We start from the raw sequence: 23108 nt of genomic DNA on the forward strand, positions 1-23108 counted from the left end.
GGTGCTTCTGTGTCTGACGGCGTCGCACAAGAACGCCAGCTTCGATCTCCTCGAGAAGCTCTCCGTCGACTCCTCCGTCGTGGCGTCCGCTCTGGCGGACGGCATCGACTTCGTCTCGGGGGCCGTCGTCGTCGCGACCTGCAACCGCTTCGAGGCCTATCTCGACATCGACGAGCCGCTGACCGCTGCGCAGGCCGTGGCCGTCGAGGCCGCCACCGCAGCGGTGAGCGCGGCGACCGGTGTCGACCAGGAGCACCTCCGCACGAGCGTCGACGTCGTCTCGGGCGACCGGGTCGCCGAGCACCTCTTCGCCGTGTCGAGCGGGCTCGAGTCGGTCGTCGTCGGCGAGGGCGAGATCGCCGGCCAGGTGCGCCGCTCGCTCGAGGAGGCGCGCCGCCTCGGCACCACGTCGTCCGAGCTCGAGCGCCTGTTCCAGCGGGCGTCGCAGACCTCGCGCGGGATCAAGAACCGCACCGGGCTCGGCAGCGCCGGACGCTCGATCGTCCGCCTCGCCCTCGACCTCGCCTCCAGCCGCATCACCGACTGGCGCGCCGCCCGCGTGCTGCTGGTGGGCACCGGCAGCTACGCCCGCGCGACCGTCGCCGCGCTGCGCGATCGCGGAGTCGTCGAGATCGCCGTCCACTCCCCCTCCGGCCGCGCCGAGGGCTTCGCCGCCCGCCGTGCGCTCCGCGCGATCGACGGGGCGTCGTTCGCCGCCGAGGCCGTCGCCGCCGACGTCTTGATCACCTGCACCACCACGCAGGAGCCGGTGCTCGACGCCGCGCTCCTCGCCGAGGGGCGCCGGCTCACCGCCTTCCGCGAGCGTCAGCTCGTGATCGACCTCGGGCTCCCCCGCAACGTCGCCGGCGACGTCACCGGCCTCTCGGGGGTCGAACTGCTCGATCTCGAGACGATCAGCCTGCACGCGCCGCTCGAGGTGCTCGACGCCTCCACCCAGGCGCGCGCGCTGGTCGACAAGGCCGTCCGCAAGTTCTCCGACGTCGCCGACGAGAAGAGCCTGACCCCCGCGGTCGTCGCCCTCCGAGCCCACGTCTTCGACGCCCTCGACGCCGAGATCGAGCGCGCCCGCTCCCGCGGCGACGACGACGGACGCACCGAGCAGGCCCTCCGCCACCTCGCCGGCGTGCTGCTGCACACCCCGAGCGTGCGGGCGCGCGACTACGCCCGCAACGGCGAGCAGGAGGCGTACCTCACCGGGCTCGAGGCGCTCTTCGGCATCGCGGTGCCGGCCGAGCCCGTCGCGGCGCGGCCCGTCGACGGCACGGCCGCCACCGCGTGAGCCCGGCGCTCCGGCTCCCGTACGAGGCCGAGCCGATCCGCACCGAACGGCTGCTGCTGCGTCCGCTCCGTCTCGACGACGCCGACGACCACGCGCGCTACCAGGGCGATCCGGAGGCGGTGCGCCACCTCCGCTGGCCGGTGAGGACGCCGGAGGAGTCGCGAGAGCACCTGCGAGTGCGACTCCCCTCCGACCGCCTCGCGGCCGACGGCGACGTCGTCGTTCTGGCGATGGTGCCTACCGACGGGCCGCTCGCGGGGCACGTCGTCGGCGACCTCACGCTGATCGCCGCCTCCGCCCCGCAGGCGACCGTCGAGATCGGCTGGGTGCTGCTCCCGGAGGCGCAGGGCATCGGCTACGCGACCGAGGGCGCCCGAGCGCTCCTCGCGCTGGCGTTCGACCGGCTCGACGCGCACCGCGTCGTGGCGCAGCTCGATGCGCGCAACACCGCCTCGGCCCGCCTCTGCGAGCGACTCGGTATGCGCCTCGAGGCGCACCACGTCGACGACGAGCACTGCAAGGGCGAGTGGACCTCGACCCTCGTCTACGCCCTGCTGGAGCGCGAGCGCGGCGCGGTGTGACGCGCTGGTGCCGACCGGAGGCCGTGCTGCCTCGCGCAGTCGCAGAGCGCACCCTCCTCGCTGATCGAGCCCGCAGCCCGGTCTTCGCAGATCCCGTGGCCCGGTCCTCGCTGATCGAGTAGCCCGCGCAGCGGGCGTATCGAGATCCACCAGCGTCAGAAGACCGGATCATCGGCCTGACCTGCTGACGCTGATGGGTCTCGATACGCCCCTGCGGGGCTACTCGACCAGCATGGTGGGGCCCCTCCGGAGCTACTCGACCAGCATGGTGGGGCCCCTCCGGAGCTGCTCGACCAGCACGGTGGGCCCCTCCGGAGCTGCTCGACCAGCCCGGGTGGGCCCTGCCGGCAGTCGGCCGACAGGCGCCCGCGCGCTACGCGCCGCGCAGGCCCGTGAAGAGGTGCGACTCGAGGTCGGCGAGCGGGATGCGCTCCTGCTTCATGGTGTCGCGGTCGCGGACCGTGACGGCGTCGTCCTCGAGGGAGTCGAAGTCGACGGTCACGCAGAAAGGCGTGCCGATCTCGTCCTGGCGGCGGTAGCGGCGGCCGATCGCGCCGGAGTCGTCGAAGTCGACGTTCCAGAGCTTCCTGAGCCGGTCGGCCACCTCGCGGGCGAGCGGCGACAGCGCCTCGTTGCGCGAGAGCGGCAGCACGGCGACCTTCACCGGCGCGAGCCGCGGGTCGAGGTGCAGCACCGTGCGCGTCTCGACCTTGCCCTTGGCGTTCGGCGGCAGCTCCTGCTCCTCGTAGGCGTCGACGAGGAACGCCATCAGCGCGCGCGTCAGGCCGAAGGACGGCTCGATCACGAACGGCACGTAGCGCTCGTTCTTGTTCTGGTCGAAGAACGACAGGTCCTTGCCCGAGTGCTCGATGTGCGTCTTGAGGTCGAAGTCGGTGCGGTTCGCGACTCCCATCAGCTCGCCCCACTCGCCCGAGGCGAAGCTGAAGCGGTACTCGATGTCGACGGTGCGCTTGGAGTAGTGGGAGAGCTTGTCCTTCGGGTGCTCGAACTGGCGGATGTTGTCCGCCTTGATCCCGAGGTCGATGAACCAGTCCCAGGCGAGCTTCATCCAGGTCTCCTGCCACTCCTCGTCCGTGCCGGGCTCGACGAAGAACTCGAGCTCCATCTGCTCGAACTCGCGGGTGCGGAAGATGAAGTTGCCGGGCGTGATCTCGTTGCGGAACGCCTTGCCGATCTGGCCGATGCCGAACGGCGGCTTCTTCCGGGCGCTCTGCAGCACGTTCGCGAAGTTGGTGAAGATGCCCTGCGCGGTCTCGGGCCGCAGGTAGTGCAGTCCCGACTCGTCGTCGACGACGCCGAGGTAGGTCTTCATCAGCCCCGAGAACTGCTTGATCTCGGTCCACTGGCCGACCTTGTCGGGGTGCTCCGGGTCGGGGATGTCGGCGAGGCCGTTCACGGGCGGGTGCCCGTTGTCCTCCTCGTACTTCTCGAAGAGGTGGTCGGCGCGGTAGCGCTTGTGCGTGATCAGCGACTCGGTCAGCGGGTCCGAGAAGACGCCGACGTGGCCGGAGGCGCTCCAGATCGCGGTCGGGAGGATCACGGCGGAGTCGAGGCCGACCACGTCGCCGCGGCCCTGCACGAACGCCTTCCACCACTGGCGCTTGATGTTCTCCTTGAGCTCGACGCCGAGCGGCCCGTAGTCCCAGGCGGAGCGGGTGCCGCCGTAGATCTCTCCCGAGGGGAAGACGAACCCCCGGTGCTGCGCGAGGGTGATGACCTTGTCGAGGGTGGTGGTGGGTTCTGCCACGGGGAGCTCCTCAGCTGTTCGGGCGCACGGGGCCCTGGCGCACGCCGGCTGCGCGCGTCCTTCTGGTGTCCGACCATGGTAGCCGCGGGCATGATGGCGGGATGAGCAGCCTCCCGCCCCTCCTCGTCTCCGCCGTCGCCGTGATCCGCGACCGGAGGGTCCTCATGGTCGTCGCACGCGGGCGCGAGGTGGTCTACCTTCCGGGCGGCAAGGTCGACCCGGGCGAGAGCGGCGTCGAGGCGGCCGCGCGCGAGGCCGAGGAGGAGCTGGGCTCGTCACCGACCCGCCTCCACGAGCTCTTCACGGTTCGGGAGCAGGCGCACGGTGAGCCGGAGGGACGCGAGGTCCACATGACGGTGTTCGCCGCCGAGCTGGCCGACGAACCGCGCCCGACCGGCGAGATCGACTCCCTGCACTGGATCGGCACGGCCGACGCCCACCGCTGCCCGCCCGCCGGCGTCGCGACGCTGGAGAGGCTCCGCGCCCTCGACCTCGTCGACTGACGCCGTCGGCGGCGGCGACCTCCGAGGCCGGATACCCTCGTGCCGTGGAGACCAGACGACGCGCCAGGGACAGGACGGGGAGCGACGACGCCCGGGGGCTCGAGCCGGTGCGGATGGAGGCGGCGGTGCCGATCCTGCGCATCTTCTCGGTCGCCAAGGCGGGCGAGTTCTACGTCGACTACCTCGGCTTCGCGGTCGACTGGGAGCACCGCGCGAGCCGCGACTCGCCGCTCTACCTGCAGGTGTCGCGCTCGGGGCTCCGGCTGCACCTCAGCGAGCACCACCGCGACGGCAGCCCCGGAGCCGCGGTGCACCTGGCCCTCCGCGGAGTCCGCGAGCTGCACGCCGAGCTCGACGCGAAGGCGTACCCGTACCTGAATCCCCGCATCACGAGATCGGCGTTCGGCTACGCGCTCGACCTGATCGATCCCTTCGGCAATCAGCTCCGCTTCGCCGAGCCCGCACCGCAGCCGACCACTTCCTGAGAGCCTCGTGGTCGGGCGTTCACCGCCCGTCCACCGGATTCGGAGAGCGCTCGCCTAGCGTGTGGACAATGGCGGCATCTCGGGGGACGACGGAACGACTCCACGGGGTCGGCCCCTCGGGAGCAGCTGCCTCGCGGCGCTCGCGCTGGTCGCTCCTCCGAGCCGGCCACGTCGCTCCGCTCGCGATGGGGACGCTCGCCTCGACCGCGATCCTGGTCGGATCGCTCGGGGTCGGCTTCCTCCCGCGCGACTCATCGCTCCGCGACTGGCCCTTGATCTCGACCATGCGCGCGACGGGCTGGCTCACCGAGCTCAGCGCGATCGCGGTGGTCGGCGGCGGAGTGCTCCTGCTCGTCGCGTGGCTCCGGCTGCGCTCGGTCGCGCTCGACGGGCGCCCCGGCTCGCTCCGCGCGATCCTCGTCGCCGCCCTCGCCTGGGCGGCACCGCTGCTCGTCGCCGTTCCGCTGTTCAGCCGCGACATGTTCTCGTACGTGGCGCAGGGCCGCCTGATGACCCAGGGCGTCGACCCCTACACGCACGGAGTCGCGACCCTCCCCGGCTGGTTCGCGCTCGGCGTCGATCCGCTCTGGGCCGACACGCCGACCCCGTACGGCCCGCTGTACCTGCTGGCCGAGAAGACGGCCGTGCAGCTGGCCGGCTGGACCTCGCCGGAGCTGTCCATCGCCATGCTGCGGGCGCTCTCGGTCGCCGGAGTCGCGGTGCTGGCCGTCTACGCGATCCGCCTCGCGCGGCTCCGCGGCCTCTCGACCTCGCTGACCGCGTGGACGATCGTGGCGAACCCGCTGACCCTGGTGCTCTTCGTCGTCGCCGGCCACAACGACTCCGTGATGCTCGCCCTGATCCTCGCGTCGCTCTACTACGGCCACACCGATCGCCGCGTGGCGGCCGTGCTGCTGATGGGCGCCGCGATCGCGGTCAAGCCCGTCGCCGTCATCGCCCTGCCCGTGCTCGCGCTGCTCTGGCTCCGTCACGACGCGACGCTGCGCGAGCGGGTGCGGCTCTGGGCGTGGACCGGCGCCGGCGCGCTCGCGCTGGTCGTCGCGATCGGCCTGGCGGCGGGCGTCGGCGTCGGCTGGGTCGTGGCGATGGTCGTGCCCGGATCGATCCTGCACTGGTACGCGCCGATGTCGTTCGTCACGGTCGTCGTGTCGAGCGCCGTCGAGCTGACCGGACACGATCCCGGAGCGGCCATCACCCTGGTGAAGGTGCTCGCCCTCGCCGTCGCGGCCGGTGTCGCGGCCGCGCTCCTGCTCTCGAAGCGCGCGATCGATCCGCTGGCCCGGCTGACCGGAGCACTGCTGGCGTTCGTCACGGCGTCGACCGCGATCCACCCCTGGTACGCGCTGTGGATCCTGCCGATCGCCGCGCTCTCGCGCCCCTGGCAGAGCGCCCACCGGCACCTCGCGGTCTACGCGACCATCTTCCTGATGTGCGTCACCCTGGCCGAGCCGGCCGACGGGGGCGGCGGAGTCGTCGACCAGATCCCGGCGCGCGTCGCGACGATCGCCGCGATCGCGGTCGTGGGCCTGTACATCGTGCTCGGCTACTCCGACGAGGAGCGCGTGCGTGCGCGGACCCTGCTCGGCGCGGTGCCGTTCGGCACGGAGTTCCTCAGCCGGGTGTCCGGCGGGCGCGTCGGCGGCGTGCTGGTCGAGTCGCACGCGCGCGACTGACCGCGCGGGATTCAGGCGTCGTCGGCGGCTCCGGCATCGTCCGCCGGGCGCCGACGCCGCTCGATCGCGGACTCCGCGGCGGAGGCGGCGGCGTCCGGCTTGCCTCCGCCGAGGACTCCCTTGAGCGACGACAGCCACTCGGCGTCGTCGCGACGGCCGGAGAGAGCGTCGGAGAAGAGCGGGAGCTCGCTGCGCGTGGCGTGGATGGCGTATTCCTCGCGGGTGTAGCCGTTGTCGGGGACGACGGGCGCGCGCTTCTCCGGTGCCCTCTCGTCGTCGGCGGCCCGGTCGTCGTCGTGCTCGTTCGCACTGCGCTCGTCGTTCACGGGGCCTCCTCCGTCTCGCCGCACCGTGGCGGACGGAGCGGACGCCGCGGCTGCTCTGCCGGACGTCAGGTCAGCGTACCCCCCTCATGGGGAGTCGGTGTCGCTGTCGTGCGATCGAGGGAGGGGCCGCCAGACGACGACCTCGGTGCGGCGCTGCGCGCGGGTCCCGTGGCGCAGGGTGACCACGTCGCCCTCGAGGCCCGCGGCGAACACGCGGCGGCCGGGCCGGTTGAGGAGCTCGTCGGCGAGCGCGCCCTCGAGCTCGCGCACCCGCTGCGAGAGCGCCTGCACCTGGTTCTCGAGCTGCAGGATGCGCGCGATGCCCTCGAGGGACACGCCCTCGGACGACAGTCGCGCGACCTCCCTCAGCTGCACGACGTCGCGCATCGAGTAGCGGCGCGACTTGCCGGCCGTCCGCGTCGGGCGCACGAGGCCCAGCCGGTCGTACTGCCGGAGGGTCTGCGGATGCATCCCCGCGAGGTCGGCGGCGACCGCGATCGCGAAGACCGGGGTGTTCTCGTCCACGTCCCAGCCTCTCGTCGGCGGATCGGACCCTGCTGGCGGGTCGGACCCTAGTAGCGGGCCTTCTCCAGGATGTCCTCGCGCGGGTTCTCCCCCGGCTCGGCGGCCGCGAACGCCTCGAGGGCGTCCCTGGCGGCGGCGGAGAGGTGGTCGGGGACGGCGACCTGGATCACCGCGAGCAGATCACCGGTGCCCTTGCCCGTCGCGACTCCGCGGCCCTTCACGCGCAGCACTCGGCCGCTCGGCGTGCCGGGGGCCACCCGGAGCTTCACGGGGTCGCCGCCGAGGGTGGGCACCTCGATCGTCGCACCGAAGACGGCCTCGACGAAGGTGACGGGCACGTTCACGCGGAGGTTCAGTCCGTCGCGCTCGAAGACCGGGTGCTTGCGCACGGCGACGGTCAGCACGAGATCGCCGGGCTCGCCACCGTCGGGGCTCGGGCGGCCCTTGCCGCGCACGCGGATCTTCTGCTGGTCGGCCACTCCGGCGGGGATGCGCACCGAGAGCGCGCGGCCCTCCCCGGTCTGGAGCTGCACGGTGTCGCCGCGCGTGGCGGTGCGGAAGTCGATGGTGGTGCTGGCCGTGACGTCGGCGCCCTTCTGCGGGCCGCCGAAGCCGCGGAACCCGCCGCTCGGCTGGCCGAAGCGGCCGCCGCCGGCGTTGCCGAACATGCCGCCGAGGATGTCCTCGAAGCCCGCGGGCGGGCCCTGCTGGGTGCTGTAGGTGGACCGACCGCCGGCCTGGTTGAACACGTTGCCGAAGACATCGTCGAAGCCGCCGGGCTGGCCGCCGGCCGCGGTGAAGCGGGCGCCGCCGCCCATCGCGCGGATCTGGTCGTACTCCTTGCGCTGCTCGGTGTCGGAGAGGACGGTGTACGCCTCGCTGATCTCCTTGAACCGCGCCTCCGCCTTGGCGTCCCCGGGGTTGGAGTCGGGGTGGAACTGCCGGGCGAGCTTGCGGTAGGTCTTCTTCAGATCCGCCTCGGACACGTCCTTGGGCACGCCGAGGACCTTGTAGAAGTCCTTGTCGAACCAATCCTGGCTGGCCATGCGCCTCTTCCTGTGTCGTGTGGTGCGAGGGACCCCGGCCGCCCTGCAGTGCCTGGCGGGCGGGGTCCCTCGCGGTGGTGCGGAGGTGGGTCAGTCGGCGGGGACGGCCACGACCACCCGGGCGGCCCGCAGCAGCGAGCCTCCGAGGTAGTAGCCCGACTCGACGACGTCGGCGACCGTGGAGGTCTCGGCGCCGGGAGTGGGCTGCTGGAAGATCGCCTCGTGGATGTTCGGGTCGAACAGATCCCCCACGGCGCCGGTCTTCACGAGCCCGAGCTTCTCCATCCCGCCGCGCAGCTTCTGCGCGATGGCGGTGAACGGCCCGCCCTCGGCCAGGTCGCCGTGCTTCTCGGCGCGATCGAGGTCGTCGAGCACGGGCAGTATGACCTTCACCGCGTCGCCGATGGCCCGCTCCTTCTCGACCTGGCGGTTCGACTCCGTGCGCTTGCGGTAGTTCGCGTACTCCGCGGTCACCCGCTGGAGGTCGGCGAGGTGCTCCGCTGCGAGCGTCTCGGCGTCGGACTGTCCCGAGAGGAACGAGAGGTCGGCGTCGGAGAGGCTGGTCTCGACGTCGGGCCCCTCGGCCTCGATCAGTCCCTCGGAGTCCTGGGCGGCGGCGGCCGCCTCGGTCCCGTCGGCGGGTCCGGTGCCCTCGGTGGGCTCCTCGGGTGTGCCCTCGTCGTGCGGCAGGTTGTGCTTGCCCATCGTTACTTCGTGTCCTTCGGCTCGTCGTCGTCGATGACCTCGGCGTCGACGATGTCCTCGTCGTCCTTCTTCTCGTCCTCGGCCGGGGCGTCCTGAGGGGCGGCCTGGTCGGCCGACTGCTGCGAGTAGATGGCCTGGCCGATCTTGGTCTGCGAGGCGTTCAGCGCGTCGAACGCGGTCTTGACGGCCGCGTCGTCGTCGCCGGCGAGCGCGGTCTTCAGCGCGTCGACGTCGCCCTGCACCTCGGTCTTCACGTCCTCCGGCAGCTTGTCCTCGTTCTCCTTGATCAGCTTGTCGATCGAGTAGGCGAGGGTCTCGGCGTTGTTGCGGATCTCGGCCGCCTCGCGGCGGGCCTTGTCCTCGGCCGCGTGCTCCTCGGCCTCGCGGACCATGCGCTCGATGTCGTCCTTCGGCAGCGACGAGCCGCCGGTGATCGTCATCGACTGCTCCTTGCCGGTGCCCTTGTCCTTCGCGGACACGTGCACGATGCCGTTGGCGTCGATGTCGAAGGTGACCTCGACCTGCGGGATCCCGCGGGGGGCGGGCGCGATGCCGGTCAGCTCGAAGGTTCCGAGGTTCTTGTTGTCGCGGGTGAACTCGCGCTCGCCCTGGAACACCTGGATCGCGACGGACGGCTGGTTGTCGTCGGCCGTGGTGAAGGTCTCGGAGCGCTTGGTCGGGATCGCGGTGTTGCGCTCGATGAGCTTGGTCATGATCCCTCCCTTGGTCTCGATGCCGAGCGAGAGCGGCGTGACGTCGATGAGCAGGACGTCCTTGCGCTCGCCCTTGAGGACACCGGCCTGGAGCGCGGCGCCGACGGCGACGACCTCGTCCGGGTTGACGCCCTTGTTGGGCTCCTTGCCGCCGGTGAGCTTCTTGACGAGCTCGGCCACGGCCGGCATGCGGGTCGAGCCGCCGACGAGCACGACGTGCGCGATGTCGTCGACCTTGACTCCGGCCTCGGCGATGACGTCGGTGAACGGCTTGCGGGTGCGCTCGATCAGGTCGCTCGTGAGCTCCTCGAACTTGGCGCGGGTGAGCGTCTCGTCGAGGTTCGCGGGGCCGTTCTCGGTGAGCGAGAGGTAGGGCAGCTGGATGCTCGTCGAGGTGCTCGAGGAGAGCTCCTTCTTGGCCTGCTCGGCGGCCTCCTTGAGGCGCTGACGGGCGATCTTGTCCTTCGAGACGTCGACGCCAGTCGAGTCCTTGAAGCGCTTGACCAGGTAGTCGACGACGCGCTGGTCCCAGTCGTCGCCGCCGAGGCGGTTGTCGCCCGAGGTCGAGCGGACCTGGATGGTCGAGAAGTCGTCGTCCTTGCCCACCTCGAGGAGGGAGACGTCGAAGGTTCCGCCACCGAGGTCGAAGACGAGGATGAGCTCGTCCTCCTTGCCCTTGTCGAGGCCGTAGGCGAGCGCCGCGGCGGTCGGCTCGTTGATGATGCGGAGGACGTTCAGACCGGCGATCTCGCCGGCGTCCTTCGTGGCCTGGCGCTCGGCGTCGTTGAAGTAGGCCGGGACGGTGATGACCGCGTCGGTCACCTTCTCGCCCAGGTACTGCTCGGCGTCGCGCTTGAGCTTGCCGAGGATGCGGGCCGAGATCTCCTGCGGGGTGTACTTCTTGTCCTCGACCGCGAAGGTCCAGTCGGTGCCCATGTGGCGCTTGACGGACGCGAGGGTGCGGTCGACGTTGGTGACGGCCTGGCGCTTCGCGGTCTCGCCGACGAGCACCTCGCCGTCCTTGGTGAACGCGACGACGGACGGGGTGGTGCGGAAGCCCTCGGCGTTCGCGATGACGGTGGGCTCGCCACCCTCGAGGACGGCCACGACCGAGTTGGTGGTTCCCAGGTCGATGCCTACGGCACGGGACATATGCGTGTTTCTCCTTCGCGAGCGGCCGTCGGGCCGTTCAGTTGACTGCGGGACTGCGGGAAGACTGTTGCGGGCTCGGGCCCCGCCGGAATCGACCCGGTGGGAGTTGAGCCCCGCACGCTCAAGTTTACGCAGCTGTTCCGTCGAGTCAAGTCGACGGCGCAGAACTTGAGCGGAGTCGGCTCAACTCTCAGGGAGCGGTGCCGCCCGGTACCCGCAGTTCACCCGGGCGCCCTACGGTGATCGCATGACAGACCGCACCCGTCGCTGGCCCGTCGTCGCCTGGGCTCTCTGGGACTGGGGCGGCTCGGCCTTCAACGCGGTCGTCACCACCTTCGTCTTCACGGTCTACCTGACCAGCGACGGGCTCTTCGGCACCTCGACCGGCGTCTCCGCGGCACTCGGCTGGTCGCTCGCGGGAGCCGGACTGGTCGTCGCGCTGATCGCGCCGATCACCGGGCGACGGGCCGATCTCGGCGGGCGGCGGAGGCTGTGGCTCGGCATCCACTCGGCCGTGGTCGTCGTCTGCATCCTGCTGATGTTCTTCGTGCGCCCCGACCCCGCGTTCCTCTGGCTCGGCCTGCTGCTGCTCGCCGTCGGCACCGTCTTCTTCGAGTTCGCGAGCGTCAACTACAACGCCATGCTGACGCAGGTCTCGACGCGCGCGAGCATCGGCCGCGTCTCGGGCTTCGGCTGGGGCATGGGGTACGTGGGCGGCATCGTCCTGCTCCTCATCGTCTACTTCGGCTTCATCTCGCCCGAGGTGGGGCTCTTCGGCGTCACCGGCGACGACGGCCTCGACGTGCGGGTCTCGATCCTGCTCGCGGGCGTGTGGTTCGCCGTCTTCGCCCTGCCGGTGCTCCTGGCGGTTCCCGAGACGCCGGCCACCGCCTCCGGAGCCAGCAGGGTCGGCATCATCGCCTCCTATCGCGCGCTCTTCCGGCAGATCCGGGCGCTCTGGCACGAGAGCCCCAGCACGGTCGCCTTCCTCATCGCCAGCGCGGTGTTCCGCGACGGACTGACCGGAGTGTTCACCTTCGGCGGAGTCCTCGCCCAGGGCACCTTCGGCTTCAGCCCGGGCGAGGTGATCCTCTTCGCGATCGCGGCGAACCTGGTGGCCGGAGTGGCGACCATCTCGGTCGGTGCGCTCGACGACCGCGTGGGGCCCAAGGCCGTGATCGTCGCCTCCCTGGTGGGCCTGGTGATCTGCGGGACCGCGGTGTTCGTGCTGCACGACGGCGGCCAGACGGTGTTCTGGATCTTCGGACTCCTGCTCTGCCTGTTCGTCGGCCCCGCCCAGTCGGCGAGCCGCAGCTATCTGGCCCGCCTGATCCCCGAGGGGCGGGAGGGCGAGATCTTCGGCCTCTACGCGACCACCGGACGCGCCGCGTCGTTCCTGGCCCCCGCGGCCTTCGCGGCGTTCGTGTCGATCGCCGCCGTCGCCTCCGGTGGCGACGAGGCGAACGTGCAGTACTGGGGCATCCTCGGCCTGGTCCTGGTGCTCGCCGTCGGGCTCGTGCTGCTGCTCCCGGTCAAGCGCCCGCCGACCGCCTCCGCGACTCCCGCGCCGACCGAGCGCGACGCCTCGGCCCTCCCCTAGAGTGACCGAGCCGCTCGCCGCGGCGACAGCACGATCGGCCCCGGCCGGATGGAGGAGCACGCGATGGCGCGACAGGACACGCACGAGCGCGACGGGGCACCCCGGGGCCCGGAGCGGCACACCCGGACCTCCGAGCCCGCCGTCGACGCGCCGTCGACGAGCCCCTCGTCCGAGTGGCCGACCGCGCCCGCCGCGGGGCCCACGAGCGTCCCCGACCGCCCCGCGTCGATCCGCGTCAAGAAGAAGCGCAAGTCCTCGGGAGCCGCGCGTGCCCGGCGCCTGGCGAAGCGCGTCGGCTACGCCGCCCTCGTCCTCGCCCTGCTCGCGGGCCTCGCCGTCGTCATCGTCCTGATCGTCGCGCCGCACCACCTCTTCTGAGGGGAGGCGGGCGTGTCGAGATCCACGTCCATCAGAAGACCCGGTCAGGCGCCTCATCTCCTGAAGCTGGTGGGTCTCGATACGCCCCTGCGGGGCTACTCGACCAGCATGGGGGAAGTCGGCGCCGGAGCCCACCCCCGCCTGCCGGGTCAGGTGGCGAGCCAGAAGACGATCAGCAGCAGGGTGACCAGGAAGCCGGTCAGGAAGTTGAGCGCGAGGAAGCGCTTCCAGCCGGCGTTCGCTCGCTCGGCCTCCGCGTCGGTGAGCGAGCGGTAGGGCCAGACGCTCACTGCGTACGGCACCGCGAGGATCGCGGCGAGGGTGCCCGGCCACGGCAGCAGGAGCAGGAGCAGCCCGCTCGCGACGTACGCGGCGATCGCGAAGCGGCTGGTCGCCCTCGCCCCGATGACGGTGGCGATGGAGGCGATACCGCCCGCCCGGTCCGCGAGGATGTCCTGCACCGCGCCGAAGGCGTGGCTCGCGATCCCCCAGAGGAAGAACGCGACGAGCAGCGCCACGAGCGGCGGGTTCACGACCGTGCCCGCCAGCGCGATGCCGTACACGGCGGGGCTGACGAAGTGCGTGGCCGAGGTCAGCGAGTCGACGAACGGGCGCTCCTTGAACCGCAGCCCTGGAGCACTGTAGGCGATCACCGCGAAGACGCTGATCGCGAGCACCAGCCACGACACCGGCGAGCCGAGCAGGACCAGGGCCACGAGGAACGGCACGTTCGTCACGACCGCGGCGATCAGCGTCGCGCGGTGCTCGCCGCGGTCGAGGACCGCTCCCTCCACTCCGCCCTTGCGAGGATTGCGGAGGTCGGACTCGTAGTCGAAGACGTCGTTGATGCCGTACATCGCGAGATTGTACGGGATGAGGAAGTAGAGCGTGCCGAGCACGAAGGCGAGGTCGATCTCGCGCGTGGTCAGCAGGTAGGCGGCCGCGAACGGGTACGCCGTGTTGACCCAGCTCAGCGGGCGGCTCGAGACGAACAGCGCGCGCAGCCGCTTCACGAGGCGCTCCGTCGACGCGCGGGGAGGAGGGTCCAGAGCGCGGGCAGCAGGAGCGCGGCGGCGATCGCGTAGGCGAAGTCCTCGATGGGGGCCACTCCGATCCGGATGCCCGAGATCAGCTCGTCGTCGTAGGCGACCAGGAGTCCCACCCCGATCATCACGTTGTCGAACACGGCGGTCATCACCAGCAGCACGGCGAGCGTGCCGAGCACGGCGGCGGGGCGGAGGCGCCGCCACGCGATCGCGACGACCACCAGCACGACCGCGAGGAAGACGGCGTTGAGGAGGAGGTAGGTCATGCGCGCACCTCCGGTCGCCGGGCGGCGCGGTTCGAGAGGAACCCGTGCACGTCCATGCTCAGGTAGCAGAGCAGGGTGAGGAAGAGGACCTCCTCGATGGGCAGCTCCGGCGCGAGCTGGATGCCGGTCATGTAGGGCGTCTCGCCGCGGAAGAACACGCCGAGACCGATGCCGACGAGATCCCAGATCAGGAAGAAGACGACGCCGACCGGCAGCACGATCGCCGCGCGCCGCGCGTCGGCCCAGAAGAACAGGCGCAGGCGCCTGTCGAGCACGACCATCCCGGTGATCGAGACGGCGAGCGCCAGCAGGTAGAGGAACCCCACCGGCTACTCCCCCGCGACCGCGACCGGGACGCGGGACGCCTCCGTCACGTCGGGCGCGACGGGCGCCGCCGGGGCGTCGCGCACCGGCAGCGGCTCGGTCGAGACGTCGCCGCGCACCCGCTTGAGCATCACCTCGGCGCTGATCAGGCACATCGGCAGGCCGATGCCCGGGATCGTCGAGCTTCCCGCGAAGAGCAGGCCGTCGACGTGCTTGCTGATGTTGCCGGCGCGGAAGAAGGCGCTCTGCGAGAGCACGTGCGACGGGCCGAGCATCGAGCCGCGCCACGCGCCGAGGTCGCTCTCGAAATCCGCCGGGCCGATGGTCCGGCGGACGACGATGCGCTCGGCGAGGTCGGTCGCTCCGGTCCAGGTCGCGATCTGCTCGATCACGGCGTCGGCGATGGCCTCGACGCGCGCATCGCCCGCGCCGTCGACTCCGCCGTGCCCGATCGAGGTGTCGGCCGGGATCGGCACGAGCACGAACAGGTTCTCGTGCCCCTCCGGAGCGACCGAGGGGTCGGTCGCGCTCGGGCGGCAGACGTAGATCGAGGCCGGGTCCGGCACCGAGGGGTTCTCGCCGAAGATGCGGCCGAAGTTGTCGCGCCAGTCCTGCGTGAAGAGCAGGGTGTGGTGCTCGAGCTGGGGCAGCTCCCCGCGCACACCGAGCAGCACGAGGACGGCGCTCGGGCCGGGCTCGCGGTTCTCCCAGTACGACGGCGGGTAGGTGCGCAGCTCGTCGGGCAGCAGCGACTGCTCGGTGGTGAAGAGGTCGGAGGCGTTCACGACGAGGTCGGCGGCGATCTGCCCGGTCCCCTCCGGCCCCTCGAACTCGACGCCGACGACCTCGGCGTCCCAGCGGCTGCCGCGCGGGGCGCGGGCGGTGAGGATCCGCGTGGCCGGCGACGAGGTGCGGATGCGCACCCCCGCCTCCTCGGCGACGTCCCGCACGGCGTCGATCAGCGTCGTGATGCCGCCCATCGGGTAGAGCACGCCGTCGGCCAGGTCGAGGTGGCTCATCAGGTGGTACATGCTCGGCGCACTGAACGGCGAGGAGCCGAGGAACACGGCCGGGTAGCCGAGGATCTGGCGGAGCCGGTTGTCGGTGACCGTCTTGCCGGCGAGGGTGTCGAGCGGAGTGAGGAGCAGGCGCCCGAGCGTGCTCGTGCGACTCAGCACGTCGCGGCGCAGCAGCGGCAGGAACGACGAGAAGCTCGTGTAGAGGAAGCGGCGCTTCGCGACCTCGTAGGTGTCCCGGGCCGAGTCGAGGTAGGAGCGCAGGCGCTCGCCCGCGCCGGGCTCGATGCGCTCGAACAGGGCGAGGTTCGACTCGAGGTCGGCGAGCACGTCGATCGGCTCCTCGATCCCCTCGCTGTAGACCCGGTAGCCCGGGTCGAGCGTGACGAGGTCGAGGCGCTCCGCGGCGCTCGAGCCCATCAGCTGGAAGAAGTGGTCGAACACCTCGGGCATCAGGTACCACGAGGGTCCGGTGTCGAAGCGGAAGCCGTCATTCTCCCATGAGCCGGCGCGACCGCCGACGACGTCCTTCGCCTCGAGCAGGGTGACGTCGAAGCCGTCGCGGGCGAGCAGAGCCGCGGAGGCGAGACCGCCGATCCCGCCGCCGATCACGACCGCGCGGTGCGATCCGGACTGCGAGCGAGCGGCACGGGCGGGTCCCTGACCGAGTCGCGGTCCGAGAGTCGAGACCGCCGCGCGGGCGGCGAGCGCGGCCTTGGTCGCGGTCGGCACGCTGACGCGGGCGCGCAGGAGCTCCTCGGCGGGCGTCTCGCGGATGCGGTCCGCCAGCGCCTCGAACAGCGAGTGCGCGAGACGCACGGCCCGGCGCGACGAGCGGGGCAGCTCGGGCACGATCGCGGCGGCCGCCTCGAGGTCGGCGTCGAGGTCGGCGAGGAGGATCGCCTTGTCCTGCTCGGAGAAGTCGCGCGGGTCGACGCCCGGGAAGTAGCTGCGTCCGAGCCCGTCGACATCCGCCGCCAGATCGCGGAGGAAGTTGACCTTCTGGAACGCCGAGCCCAGGCGGCGCGCGCCGGCGACGAGACGCTCGCGCTGCGCGGGGGAGACGAGACCCGCATCCGGAGCCGCGAGGAACACGTGCAGGCACATCAGCCCGACGACCTCGGCCGAGCCGTAGACGTAGGCCTCGAACGACTCGGGAGTGTGCTCGGTCTCGCGGAGGTCGGCGCGCATCGAGGCGAAGAACGGCGCCGTGAGCTCGGTGCCGAAACCGGTCGCCCGCGCGGTCCTCGCGAAGGCGTGGATGACGAGGTTGGCGCTGTAGCCGGTCTCGAGAGCCCGCTCGGTCTCGGCCTCGAAGGCGTCGAGCGCCTCCTCGACGGCGGCGCGGTCGAGCCGCGCCTCCTCGGCGACGCCGTCGACGATCTCGTCGGCGACGCGGACCAGCGCGTAGACGTCCTCGACCCGCTCGCGGACACCCGGGCCGAGCAGACGCGTGGCCAGCCCGAACGACGTCGAGTAGCGGCGGATCACCTGCGCCGACGCCTCGTGGGCGACGCGGTCGTACAGTTCGCTCTGCCGGCTCATCGTGCCACCGTACGTCGGCGGGGCGCGGCGTGCGGCATCGTGGCGACGGTCCGCGCGTGGCGGAGTCCGCGGGCCGTGCTGCGGGCGCTCATCGGGTGCGTCCCACGACGCTCGCGACCAGTGGGCGGACCTCGGTGCGGAACGCCTCCGGGACAGCGGGCACCGTGAGCGCCTGCCAGGCCCGGGTCGCGAAGTCGTCGGCGAGGTTCTCGGCGTAGCTGCGGGCCCCGCACTCCACGAGGATCCGGCGCACGCGCTCGGCCGTCTCGCCGCTCAGATGCTCGTCGCCGATCAGGTCCTCGATGTCGGGCCAGCAGTCGGTCCCCGCGGCGTGGGCGATCAGGACGGTGCGCTTGCCCTCGCGGAGGTCGCCGAGCGTGGTCTTGCCCGTCTGCACCTCCTCGCCGAACACCCCGAGCAGGTCGTCGACGATCTGGTAGGCGATGCCGATGCAGCGGCCGAACTCGCCCAGCGCCGCGACGACCTCGTCGTCGGCCCCCGCGAGGATCGCGCCGGCCTGCAGCGGCGCCTCGAACGAGTACACCGCGGTCTTCAGGCGCTCCATCTCGAGCACCTCGTCGACGGTGGGCATGCCGGGCATCAGCGAGAAGTCGACGTCGGCGAGCTCCCCCGCGGCTGAGGCGAAGACGGCCTCGTCGAGCAGGGTGAGGAGCCGGGCGCGCACGGCGTCGTCGGCTCCGACGCCCTCGACGAGACGGTGGGCGCCGGTGAGCGCCAGGTCGCCCGCGATGACGGCGACCGAGGTGCCGCGGTGCTCGGCGATCGGGATGGAGAGCCCGGCGGTGGTGGCCTCGTCGCGGTAGCTCCCCGAGACGTTCGGGCCGCCGCGGCGGACGAAGTCGCGATCGATCACGTCGTCGTGCACGATCAGGGCCGTGTGGAGGAGCTCGAACGCGGCGCCGAGGTGGGCCGCCGCCTCAGGGTCGGTGCCGCCGAGGGCCTCGTAGGCCGAGATGACCATCAGGGGGCGGAAGCGCTTGCCGCCGCGGGTGTTGGCCTCGAGGGTCTGCCAGAGCGTGAGGTAGCGGGGGCCGAGGCGGCCCGCTCTGGCGCGCGCCAGCGAGAAGAAGCGATCGAGCACGGCGTCGACGTGCTCCTGCCGTCGCCGGGAGAGAACTACGGAGTCTCGCGTATCCACGTGCTGAGGCTAACAAACTCGCTTCTCTAGCAATAAGCCGGCTGAGTTACCGGAGCGTGCTTGACTTACCGTCATGACTTCGGGAGGAATCGCGGTGCTGACCGACGAGATCGAGCAGGTGGTGCTGCTCGACGAGACGGGCGGCGCGATCGGCGTCGCCGACAAGGCGACGGTCCACGACACCGCCACTCCCCTGCACCTCGCCTTCTCGTGCCACGTCTTCGCTCCGGACGGCGCGCTGCTCGTCACGCGGCGGGCGCTCGAGAAGCGCACCTGGCCGGGCGTCTGGACCAACTCGTTCTGCGGCCACCCCGCTCCCGGCGAGCGGATCGAGGACGCGGTGGTGCGCCGGGCCGAGCGCGAGCTCGGCGCGCGCCTCGAGTCGCTCGAGGTCGCCCTGCCCGACTTCCGCTACCGCGCGGTCGACGCCTCCGGAGTCGTCGAGAACGAGATCTGCCCCGTCTACACCGCGACGCTCTCGAGCCGCGAGGCGCTGAACCCGCAGCCCGACGAGGTCATGGACTACGAGTGGGTCGACCCGGAGGCGACGCTCGCCGCGGTCCGCGCGGCCCCGTGGGCGTTCTCCCCCTGGCTGGTCCTGCAGCTCCCCCGCCTGCTCGGCTGAGCCGACCGACGGGGCCCGGGGTCAGTCGGAGTAGACGTCGGTGCGGTGGAAGTTCAGCGACGACCGCGACGCGGTCGGGCCGCGCTGGCCCTGGTAGCGCGAGCTGTACTCGGCGGAGCCGTACGGCTTCTCGGCCGGTGAGCTGAGGCGGAAGAAGCACATCTGACCGATCTTCATGCCCGGCCAGAGCATGATCGGCAGCGTCGCGACATTGCTCAGCTCGAGTGTCACGTGCCCGGTGAAGCCCGGATCGATGAACCCCGCGGTCGAGTGGGTGAGGAGCCCGAGCCTCCCGAGCGAGCTCTTGCCCTCGAGTCGCGCGGCGATGTCGTCCGGCAGCGAGACCTCCTCGTAGGTCGAGCCGAGCACGAACTCACCGGGGTGGAGGATGAACGCCTCCCCCGCGGGGGTCTCGACCAGCCGGGTCAGCTCGGGCTGGTCCTCCGCCGGATCGATGTACGGGTAGCGGTGGTTGTCGAACAGCCGGAAGAACCGATCGAGGCGCACATCGACGGACGACGGCTGGATCATCGATGCATCGTGCGGCGCCAGACCGACGCGGCCGGAGGTGAGTTCGGACTTGATGTCGCGGTCGGAGAGCAGCACGAGCCGATCCTAGCCGCGGCCGCGTTCCGGCCCTCCCGCACGCCTTGCTACGATGGGAGACGCGCCCGAAACGGCGCCGCGCGAGTGTAGTTCAATGGTAGAACTTCTGCTTCCCAAGCAGATGGCGCGGGTTCGATTCCCGTCACTCGCTCCAGAATTCCCGTCATTCGCTCCAGAGACGGCCCTCGCCCAGTTCCCGCGCTCGGTCGAACCAGGCCGCGGCCTCGGGAGTCAGCGCCGCAGGCCGACCCGCCCGCGCAACGGGCAGCAGAGCCGCCTCCTCTCCGAGCGCCTCCACGACCGCGGCCGGGTCTCCCCGCCGGATCGCCTGCAGGACCGGCCGGTGCCGCTCCGCCCGCTCGATCAGCGTCTCCCTGCTGGAGCGGGCGCGACGATTCAGATCCATCGCGAGCTGCAGGGCGAGGGAGCTGTACGCCCGCTCGAGCCTGCCGTGGCCCGCCAGCCCGACGACGGCGAGATGGAAGCGGTAGCTGTCCTCGGCCGCCGTCTCCTCCCGCCCGGCGACGGCGTGCTCCTGCATCAGCTCGAAGGCGCTCTCGACCCGGCGCAGGCGCTCGGGCGCGGTGACCGGAACGCCGATCCGGACCGCCATCTCCTCGAGGGTCCGTCTCAGCGTCGAGATCTCGTAGACGTCCTGCGGCGTGAGCTGCACGACGGTGACTCCGCGATTCGGGAGGGAGACGAGCAGACCCTCCTGCTCGAGGACGCGCAGCGCCTCGCGCACCGGCGACCTCGACGTGCCGAGCACTCCCGCGAGCATCGCCTCGGTGACCCGGGTCCCCGGCGCGAGCGCGCCCGAGGTGATCATCCGCCGCACCGCGTCGCTCGGCCGGGCGGTGGAGGCGTCCGAGCGGGCCGGATCAGGGGGCGAGGAGGTCACGACCGCCATTCTCCCGCCGGCCCGAGCGGGACCACGACCGGCCGGCCGGTCCGGGAGTCGGCGAGGATCTCGGCCTCGATCCCGAAGACGTCGGCCAGCACGCGCTCGGTCACGACGTCGGCGGGAGGGCCTGCCGCGACGATGCGGCCGTCCTTCATCGCGATGAGGTGGTCGGCGTGCCGCGCGGCGAGACTGAGCTCGTGCAGCACCATGACGACGGTCGCACCGGAGCGGCTGTGCAGCTCCTCGATCAGAGCCAGGACCTCGAGCTGGTGCGCGACGTCGAGGTAGGTCGTCGGCTCGTCCAGCAGCATCACCCGCGTCCGCTGCGCCACCGTCATCGCGATCCAGGCGCGCTGACGCTGACCGCCGGACAGCGAGTCGAGCGGCCGCTGCGCGAGGTCGGTCAGCCCGGTGGCGGCGAGCGTCTCCTGCACGACGCTCTCGTCCTCCGCGGACCACGGCCGGAACAGCCTCCGATGCGGGTCCCGCCCCCGCGAGACGAGCTCGGCGACGGTCATCCCGTCGGGAGCGAGGGGCGCCTGGGGCAGCATCGCGACCTCTCGGGCGTAGAGCCGCGGTGGGAGGTCCGCGAGGTCGCGGCCGTCGAGCAGGAGGTGACCCCGAGGACCGCGGACGAGACCCGCGAGGGAGCGCAGCAGGGTCGACTTGCCGCAGCCGTTCGGACCGATGACCGCGGTGATCGCGCCGGCGGGGATGCGGGCGCTCACGCTGTCGACGGCGCGGTGACGGCCGTACGACACCGTGAGGTCGCGGATCTCGAATCCGGAGGCGGGAGGGGTCATCGGAGTGCTGTCCTTCTGCGTACGAGGAGCCAGAGGAGGAACGGGGCGCCGATGGCGGCGGTCACCGCACCGACCGGCAGGATCAGAGGGGCGAGTGCGATCCGGGCGAGCAGATCGCTCGCGACGACCAGGACGGCGCCGATCGCGCCGGCGGCCGGGAGCGGCGCCCGGGAGGCCCGCGCGAGCATCCGGGAGAGGTGCGGCGCGACGAGAGCGACGAACGCTATCGGTCCGGCCGCGGCCGTCGCCGCCGACACGAGCAGCACCGAGAGCACCAGGAGCGCGACGACGGTCGGGAGCGTCCGCACGCCGAGCGTCCGGGCGACCTCGAGACCCAGGGTCAGCGCCGGGATCCTCGTCGCGAGGGGGGCGAGGGCGAGCATCACGAGGGCGACGACCACTGCCACCGCGAGCGACTCCGTCCAGCCGCGGTTGTTCAGCGACCCCGTGAGCCAGACGTTGGCCCGCGCCGCGTCGTCGATGTCCGCGGCGATCAGCATCCAGCTCACGAGCCCGCTGAAGAAGGCGGAGACACCGACACCGACGAGAAGCGGCTGGACACCACCGGAGTCGACGATGCGCAGGACGGCGGCGACCAGGGCGGCCGCGAGCAGGCCGCCGACGACGGCGGCGACGGGGATCCCCGCTGATCTCAGGACCCCGGCGACCCGCCCGCTGGAGCCGCCGAGCACGATGACCGCGACCGCCCCGGCACTGGCCCCCGCGGTCACCCCGAGCAGATCGGGGCTGGCGAGAGCGTTGCGCGCCGTGGTCTGCACGATCGCCCCGGAGACTCCGAGTGCGAGCCCGATCAGCAGGCCCAGGACGGCGCGCGGGAGCCGGAGCTGCAGCACGATGAGCTCCTCCTGCGGGCTCCCGCCGCCGAGGAGGATCCCGACCACTCGGTCCGGAGGCAGCGGGACGTCGCCGACGCCGAGCGAGAGCACGGCGATCCCGACCGCCAGGATCGAGGCGGTGGCCGCGACGAGACGCGGGCGTCGCGCTCCCGTCATCGGATCACCGCGTCAGGCCGACGACGACGAGCCGACCGGAGGACGATGACGAGGAACGCCGGGCCGCCGAGCACGGCCAGCGTCACACCGACCGGGAGCTCGGCGGGAGCGACGAGGACCCGCCCGACGATGTCGGCCGCCAGGACGATCAGCGCTCCCGCTCCGGCCGACAGGGGCAGGATCCGACGCTGGTCGCCTCCGGCGAACCGACGCACGAGGTGCGGGGCGACCAGGCCCACGAAGCCGAGGGAGCCGACGCAGGCCACGGCCCCTCCCACGAGCAGGACGACCGCCAGCAGCCCCACCACCCGACTCGCGACGACGGACCGGCCGAGGGACGCCGCGACGTCGTCACCGAGCGCGAGGGCGTTCAGAGTCGAGCCCTGCGAGACGGCGAGCACCGCTCCGAGGAGGAGGAACGGGAGGACCGCGCCGAGTACCTCCTCGCCGCGGCCTCCGGCGAGCGATCCGACCGTCCAGAAGCGGTACTCGTCGAGTGCGGCGGTGTCGAGGAGGAGGATCACGCCGGTGGCGGCGCTGAGCAGCGCCGACACCGCGGCTCCGGCGAGGACCAGGGAGGCGGGGCCGCTGTCTCGGCGCGATCGCGCGGTCGCGCCGAAGGCGGCGACGAGGACGGTGCCGATCGCGGCACCGGCGAAGGCGAACCAGAGGTGTCCGGCCGGGGTGCTGACGCCGAGCACCGAGACGGCGGTCACGACGGCGAGCGCCGATCCGGCCGTCACTCCGAGCAGCCCCGGGTCGGCCAGCGGGTTCCGAGTGTGGGCCTGGACGAGCGCCCCGCCCAGGGCGAGCGCGGCGCCTCCCGCGATGCCGATCGCCGTGCGCGGCACCCGCTGGCCGAGCACGATCGCCTCCGCCTCCGCTCCTGCGTGCCCCGAGAGCGCCGCGAGGACCGTCGCCGGATCCAGCCCGCGAGTGCCCGTCAGCAGACTCGCGACGGCGGCGACGAGCACCGCGCCGACGACGGCGGCCGCGACGAGGACTCCGTGGCGCACTGACGCACC

Annotated in this window: 24 protein-coding genes and 1 tRNA gene; 9 read left to right on the top strand and 16 right to left on the bottom strand. The window is 72.0% G+C overall.

Annotated elements, in window-relative coordinates:
- The first annotated feature begins 1 nt into the window (after position 1).
- On the top strand, positions 2–1300 hold the full coding sequence (locus GRS92_RS02045; RefSeq protein ID WP_159852824.1) for a glutamyl-tRNA reductase: 1299 nt from the start codon (positions 2–4) through the stop codon (positions 1298–1300).
- On the top strand, positions 1297–1881 hold the full coding sequence (locus GRS92_RS02050; RefSeq protein WP_204162341.1) for a GNAT family N-acetyltransferase: 585 nt from the start codon (positions 1297–1299) through the stop codon (positions 1879–1881). Before GRS92_RS02045 ends, GRS92_RS02050 begins: the two co-directional genes overlap by 4 nt.
- Before the next feature lie 373 nt (positions 1882–2254).
- Here GRS92_RS02050 and GRS92_RS02055 read toward each other — a convergent pair whose 3' ends face one another.
- Complete coding sequence (locus GRS92_RS02055; protein ID WP_159852826.1) at positions 2255–3649, bottom strand: glycine--tRNA ligase; 1395 nt, start codon at positions 3647–3649, stop codon at positions 2255–2257.
- A gap of 101 nt (positions 3650–3750) precedes the next feature.
- Here GRS92_RS02055 and GRS92_RS02060 point away from each other — a divergent pair, with 101 nt between their 5' ends.
- The 3 genes from GRS92_RS02060 (at position 3751) to mptB (ending at position 6331) form a co-directional block, all read left to right on the top strand.
- Complete coding sequence (locus GRS92_RS02060) at positions 3751–4152, top strand: NUDIX domain-containing protein (RefSeq protein ID WP_159852828.1); 402 nt, start codon at positions 3751–3753, stop codon at positions 4150–4152.
- A gap of 44 nt (positions 4153–4196) precedes the next feature.
- Positions 4197–4637, top strand: coding sequence for a glyoxalase superfamily protein (locus GRS92_RS02065; RefSeq protein WP_204162107.1), 441 nt, complete (start codon positions 4197–4199; stop codon positions 4635–4637).
- Positions 4638–4705: 68 nt separating this feature from the next.
- Positions 4706–6331, top strand: coding sequence for a polyprenol phosphomannose-dependent alpha 1,6 mannosyltransferase MptB (gene mptB, locus GRS92_RS02070; RefSeq protein WP_159852831.1), 1626 nt, complete (start codon positions 4706–4708; stop codon positions 6329–6331).
- Between the two features lie 11 nt (positions 6332–6342).
- Here the strand turns inward: mptB and GRS92_RS02075 are convergent, their stop codons facing one another.
- The 5 genes from GRS92_RS02075 to dnaK all read right to left on the bottom strand — a co-directional run bounded on the left by GRS92_RS02075 (position 6343) and on the right by dnaK (position 10798).
- Complete coding sequence (locus tag GRS92_RS02075; protein WP_159852833.1) at positions 6343–6657, bottom strand: hypothetical protein; 315 nt, start codon at positions 6655–6657, stop codon at positions 6343–6345.
- A gap of 84 nt (positions 6658–6741) precedes the next feature.
- Positions 6742–7182 (bottom strand): heat shock protein transcriptional repressor HspR, encoded by a 441-nt coding sequence (locus GRS92_RS02080; RefSeq protein WP_159852835.1) that lies wholly within the window; start codon positions 7180–7182, stop codon positions 6742–6744.
- Between the two features lie 47 nt (positions 7183–7229).
- Complete coding sequence (locus GRS92_RS02085) at positions 7230–8228, bottom strand: DnaJ C-terminal domain-containing protein (protein ID WP_159852837.1); 999 nt, start codon at positions 8226–8228, stop codon at positions 7230–7232.
- 90 nt (positions 8229–8318) lie between these two features.
- Positions 8319–8933, bottom strand: a complete 615-nt coding sequence (locus GRS92_RS02090; RefSeq protein ID WP_159852839.1) for a nucleotide exchange factor GrpE — start codon at positions 8931–8933, stop codon at positions 8319–8321.
- A 2-nt stretch (positions 8934–8935) separates the two neighbouring features.
- Positions 8936–10798 carry a molecular chaperone DnaK gene (gene dnaK, locus GRS92_RS02095; protein WP_159852841.1) on the bottom strand — a complete coding sequence of 621 codons (1863 nt, stop codon included), beginning with the start codon at positions 10796–10798 and terminating at the stop codon, positions 8936–8938.
- A 247-nt stretch (positions 10799–11045) separates the two neighbouring features.
- Between dnaK and GRS92_RS02100 the strand changes: the two genes are divergently transcribed.
- Both GRS92_RS02100 and GRS92_RS02105 read left to right on the top strand, forming a co-directional pair.
- Positions 11046–12398, top strand: a complete 1353-nt coding sequence (locus tag GRS92_RS02100; RefSeq protein WP_159852843.1) for an MFS transporter — start codon at positions 11046–11048, stop codon at positions 12396–12398.
- A 63-nt stretch (positions 12399–12461) separates the two neighbouring features.
- The gene (locus GRS92_RS02105; protein ID WP_159852845.1) at positions 12462–12776 is read left to right on the top strand and encodes a hypothetical protein; all 315 of its coding nucleotides are present in this window, start codon (positions 12462–12464) and stop codon (positions 12774–12776) included.
- Positions 12777–12925: 149 nt separating this feature from the next.
- Here GRS92_RS02105 and GRS92_RS02110 read toward each other — a convergent pair whose 3' ends face one another.
- The 5 genes from GRS92_RS02110 to GRS92_RS02130 all read right to left on the bottom strand — a co-directional run bounded on the left by GRS92_RS02110 (position 12926) and on the right by GRS92_RS02130 (position 18132).
- The gene (locus GRS92_RS02110; protein ID WP_159852847.1) at positions 12926–13789 is read right to left on the bottom strand and encodes a prenyltransferase; all 864 of its coding nucleotides are present in this window, start codon (positions 13787–13789) and stop codon (positions 12926–12928) included.
- Positions 13786–14088 carry a lycopene cyclase domain-containing protein gene (locus GRS92_RS02115; RefSeq protein WP_159852849.1) on the bottom strand — a complete coding sequence of 101 codons (303 nt, stop codon included), beginning with the start codon at positions 14086–14088 and terminating at the stop codon, positions 13786–13788. The genes GRS92_RS02110 and GRS92_RS02115 overlap by 4 nt, the downstream gene beginning before the upstream one ends.
- A complete protein-coding gene (locus GRS92_RS02120; protein ID WP_159852851.1) occupies positions 14085–14414 on the bottom strand; it encodes a lycopene cyclase domain-containing protein in 330 nt (109 codons plus the stop codon). Before GRS92_RS02120 ends, GRS92_RS02115 begins: the two co-directional genes overlap by 4 nt.
- 3 nt (positions 14415–14417) lie before the next feature.
- Complete coding sequence (gene crtI / locus GRS92_RS19155) at positions 14418–16973, bottom strand: phytoene desaturase family protein (protein ID WP_159852853.1); 2556 nt, start codon at positions 16971–16973, stop codon at positions 14418–14420.
- An 88-nt stretch (positions 16974–17061) separates the two neighbouring features.
- The gene (locus GRS92_RS02130) at positions 17062–18132 is read right to left on the bottom strand and encodes a polyprenyl synthetase family protein (protein WP_159852855.1); all 1071 of its coding nucleotides are present in this window, start codon (positions 18130–18132) and stop codon (positions 17062–17064) included.
- Between the two features lie 97 nt (positions 18133–18229).
- Between GRS92_RS02130 and idi the strand changes: the two genes are divergently transcribed.
- Positions 18230–18757, top strand: coding sequence for an isopentenyl-diphosphate Delta-isomerase (idi, locus tag GRS92_RS02135; protein ID WP_159853282.1), 528 nt, complete (start codon positions 18230–18232; stop codon positions 18755–18757).
- 21 nt (positions 18758–18778) lie between these two features.
- Here idi and dcd read toward each other — a convergent pair whose 3' ends face one another.
- Positions 18779–19363: a dCTP deaminase gene (gene dcd / locus GRS92_RS02140; protein ID WP_159852857.1), complete on the bottom strand. Its 585-nt coding sequence runs from the start codon at positions 19361–19363 to the stop codon at positions 18779–18781.
- 80 nt (positions 19364–19443) lie between these two features.
- Here dcd and GRS92_RS02145 point away from each other — a divergent pair.
- Positions 19444–19517: transfer RNA gene (locus GRS92_RS02145), tRNA-Gly, on the top strand.
- A 9-nt stretch (positions 19518–19526) separates the two neighbouring features.
- Here GRS92_RS02145 and GRS92_RS02150 read toward each other — a convergent pair.
- Genes GRS92_RS02150 through GRS92_RS02165 form a run of 4 tightly spaced genes read right to left on the bottom strand, consistent with a single transcriptional unit; the run spans position 19527 to position 23099 of the window.
- Positions 19527–20264, bottom strand: coding sequence for a GntR family transcriptional regulator (locus tag GRS92_RS02150; RefSeq protein ID WP_159852859.1), 738 nt, complete (start codon positions 20262–20264; stop codon positions 19527–19529).
- Entirely contained in the window at positions 20261–21070 is an 810-nt protein-coding gene (locus tag GRS92_RS02155; RefSeq protein ID WP_159852861.1) for an ABC transporter ATP-binding protein, read from the bottom strand. Before GRS92_RS02155 ends, GRS92_RS02150 begins: the two co-directional genes overlap by 4 nt.
- Positions 21067–22083, bottom strand: coding sequence for a FecCD family ABC transporter permease (locus GRS92_RS02160; RefSeq protein WP_159852863.1), 1017 nt, complete (start codon positions 22081–22083; stop codon positions 21067–21069). Before GRS92_RS02160 ends, GRS92_RS02155 begins: the two co-directional genes overlap by 4 nt.
- On the bottom strand, positions 22080–23099 hold the full coding sequence (locus GRS92_RS02165; RefSeq protein ID WP_204162342.1) for a FecCD family ABC transporter permease: 1020 nt from the start codon (positions 23097–23099) through the stop codon (positions 22080–22082). The genes GRS92_RS02160 and GRS92_RS02165 overlap by 4 nt, the downstream gene beginning before the upstream one ends.
- Positions 23100–23108: the final 9 nt, after the last annotated feature.

This window comes from Rathayibacter sp. VKM Ac-2754 (assembly GCF_009807095.1).
In the GTDB taxonomy this organism is placed as follows: domain Bacteria; phylum Actinomycetota; class Actinomycetes; order Actinomycetales; family Microbacteriaceae; genus Rathayibacter.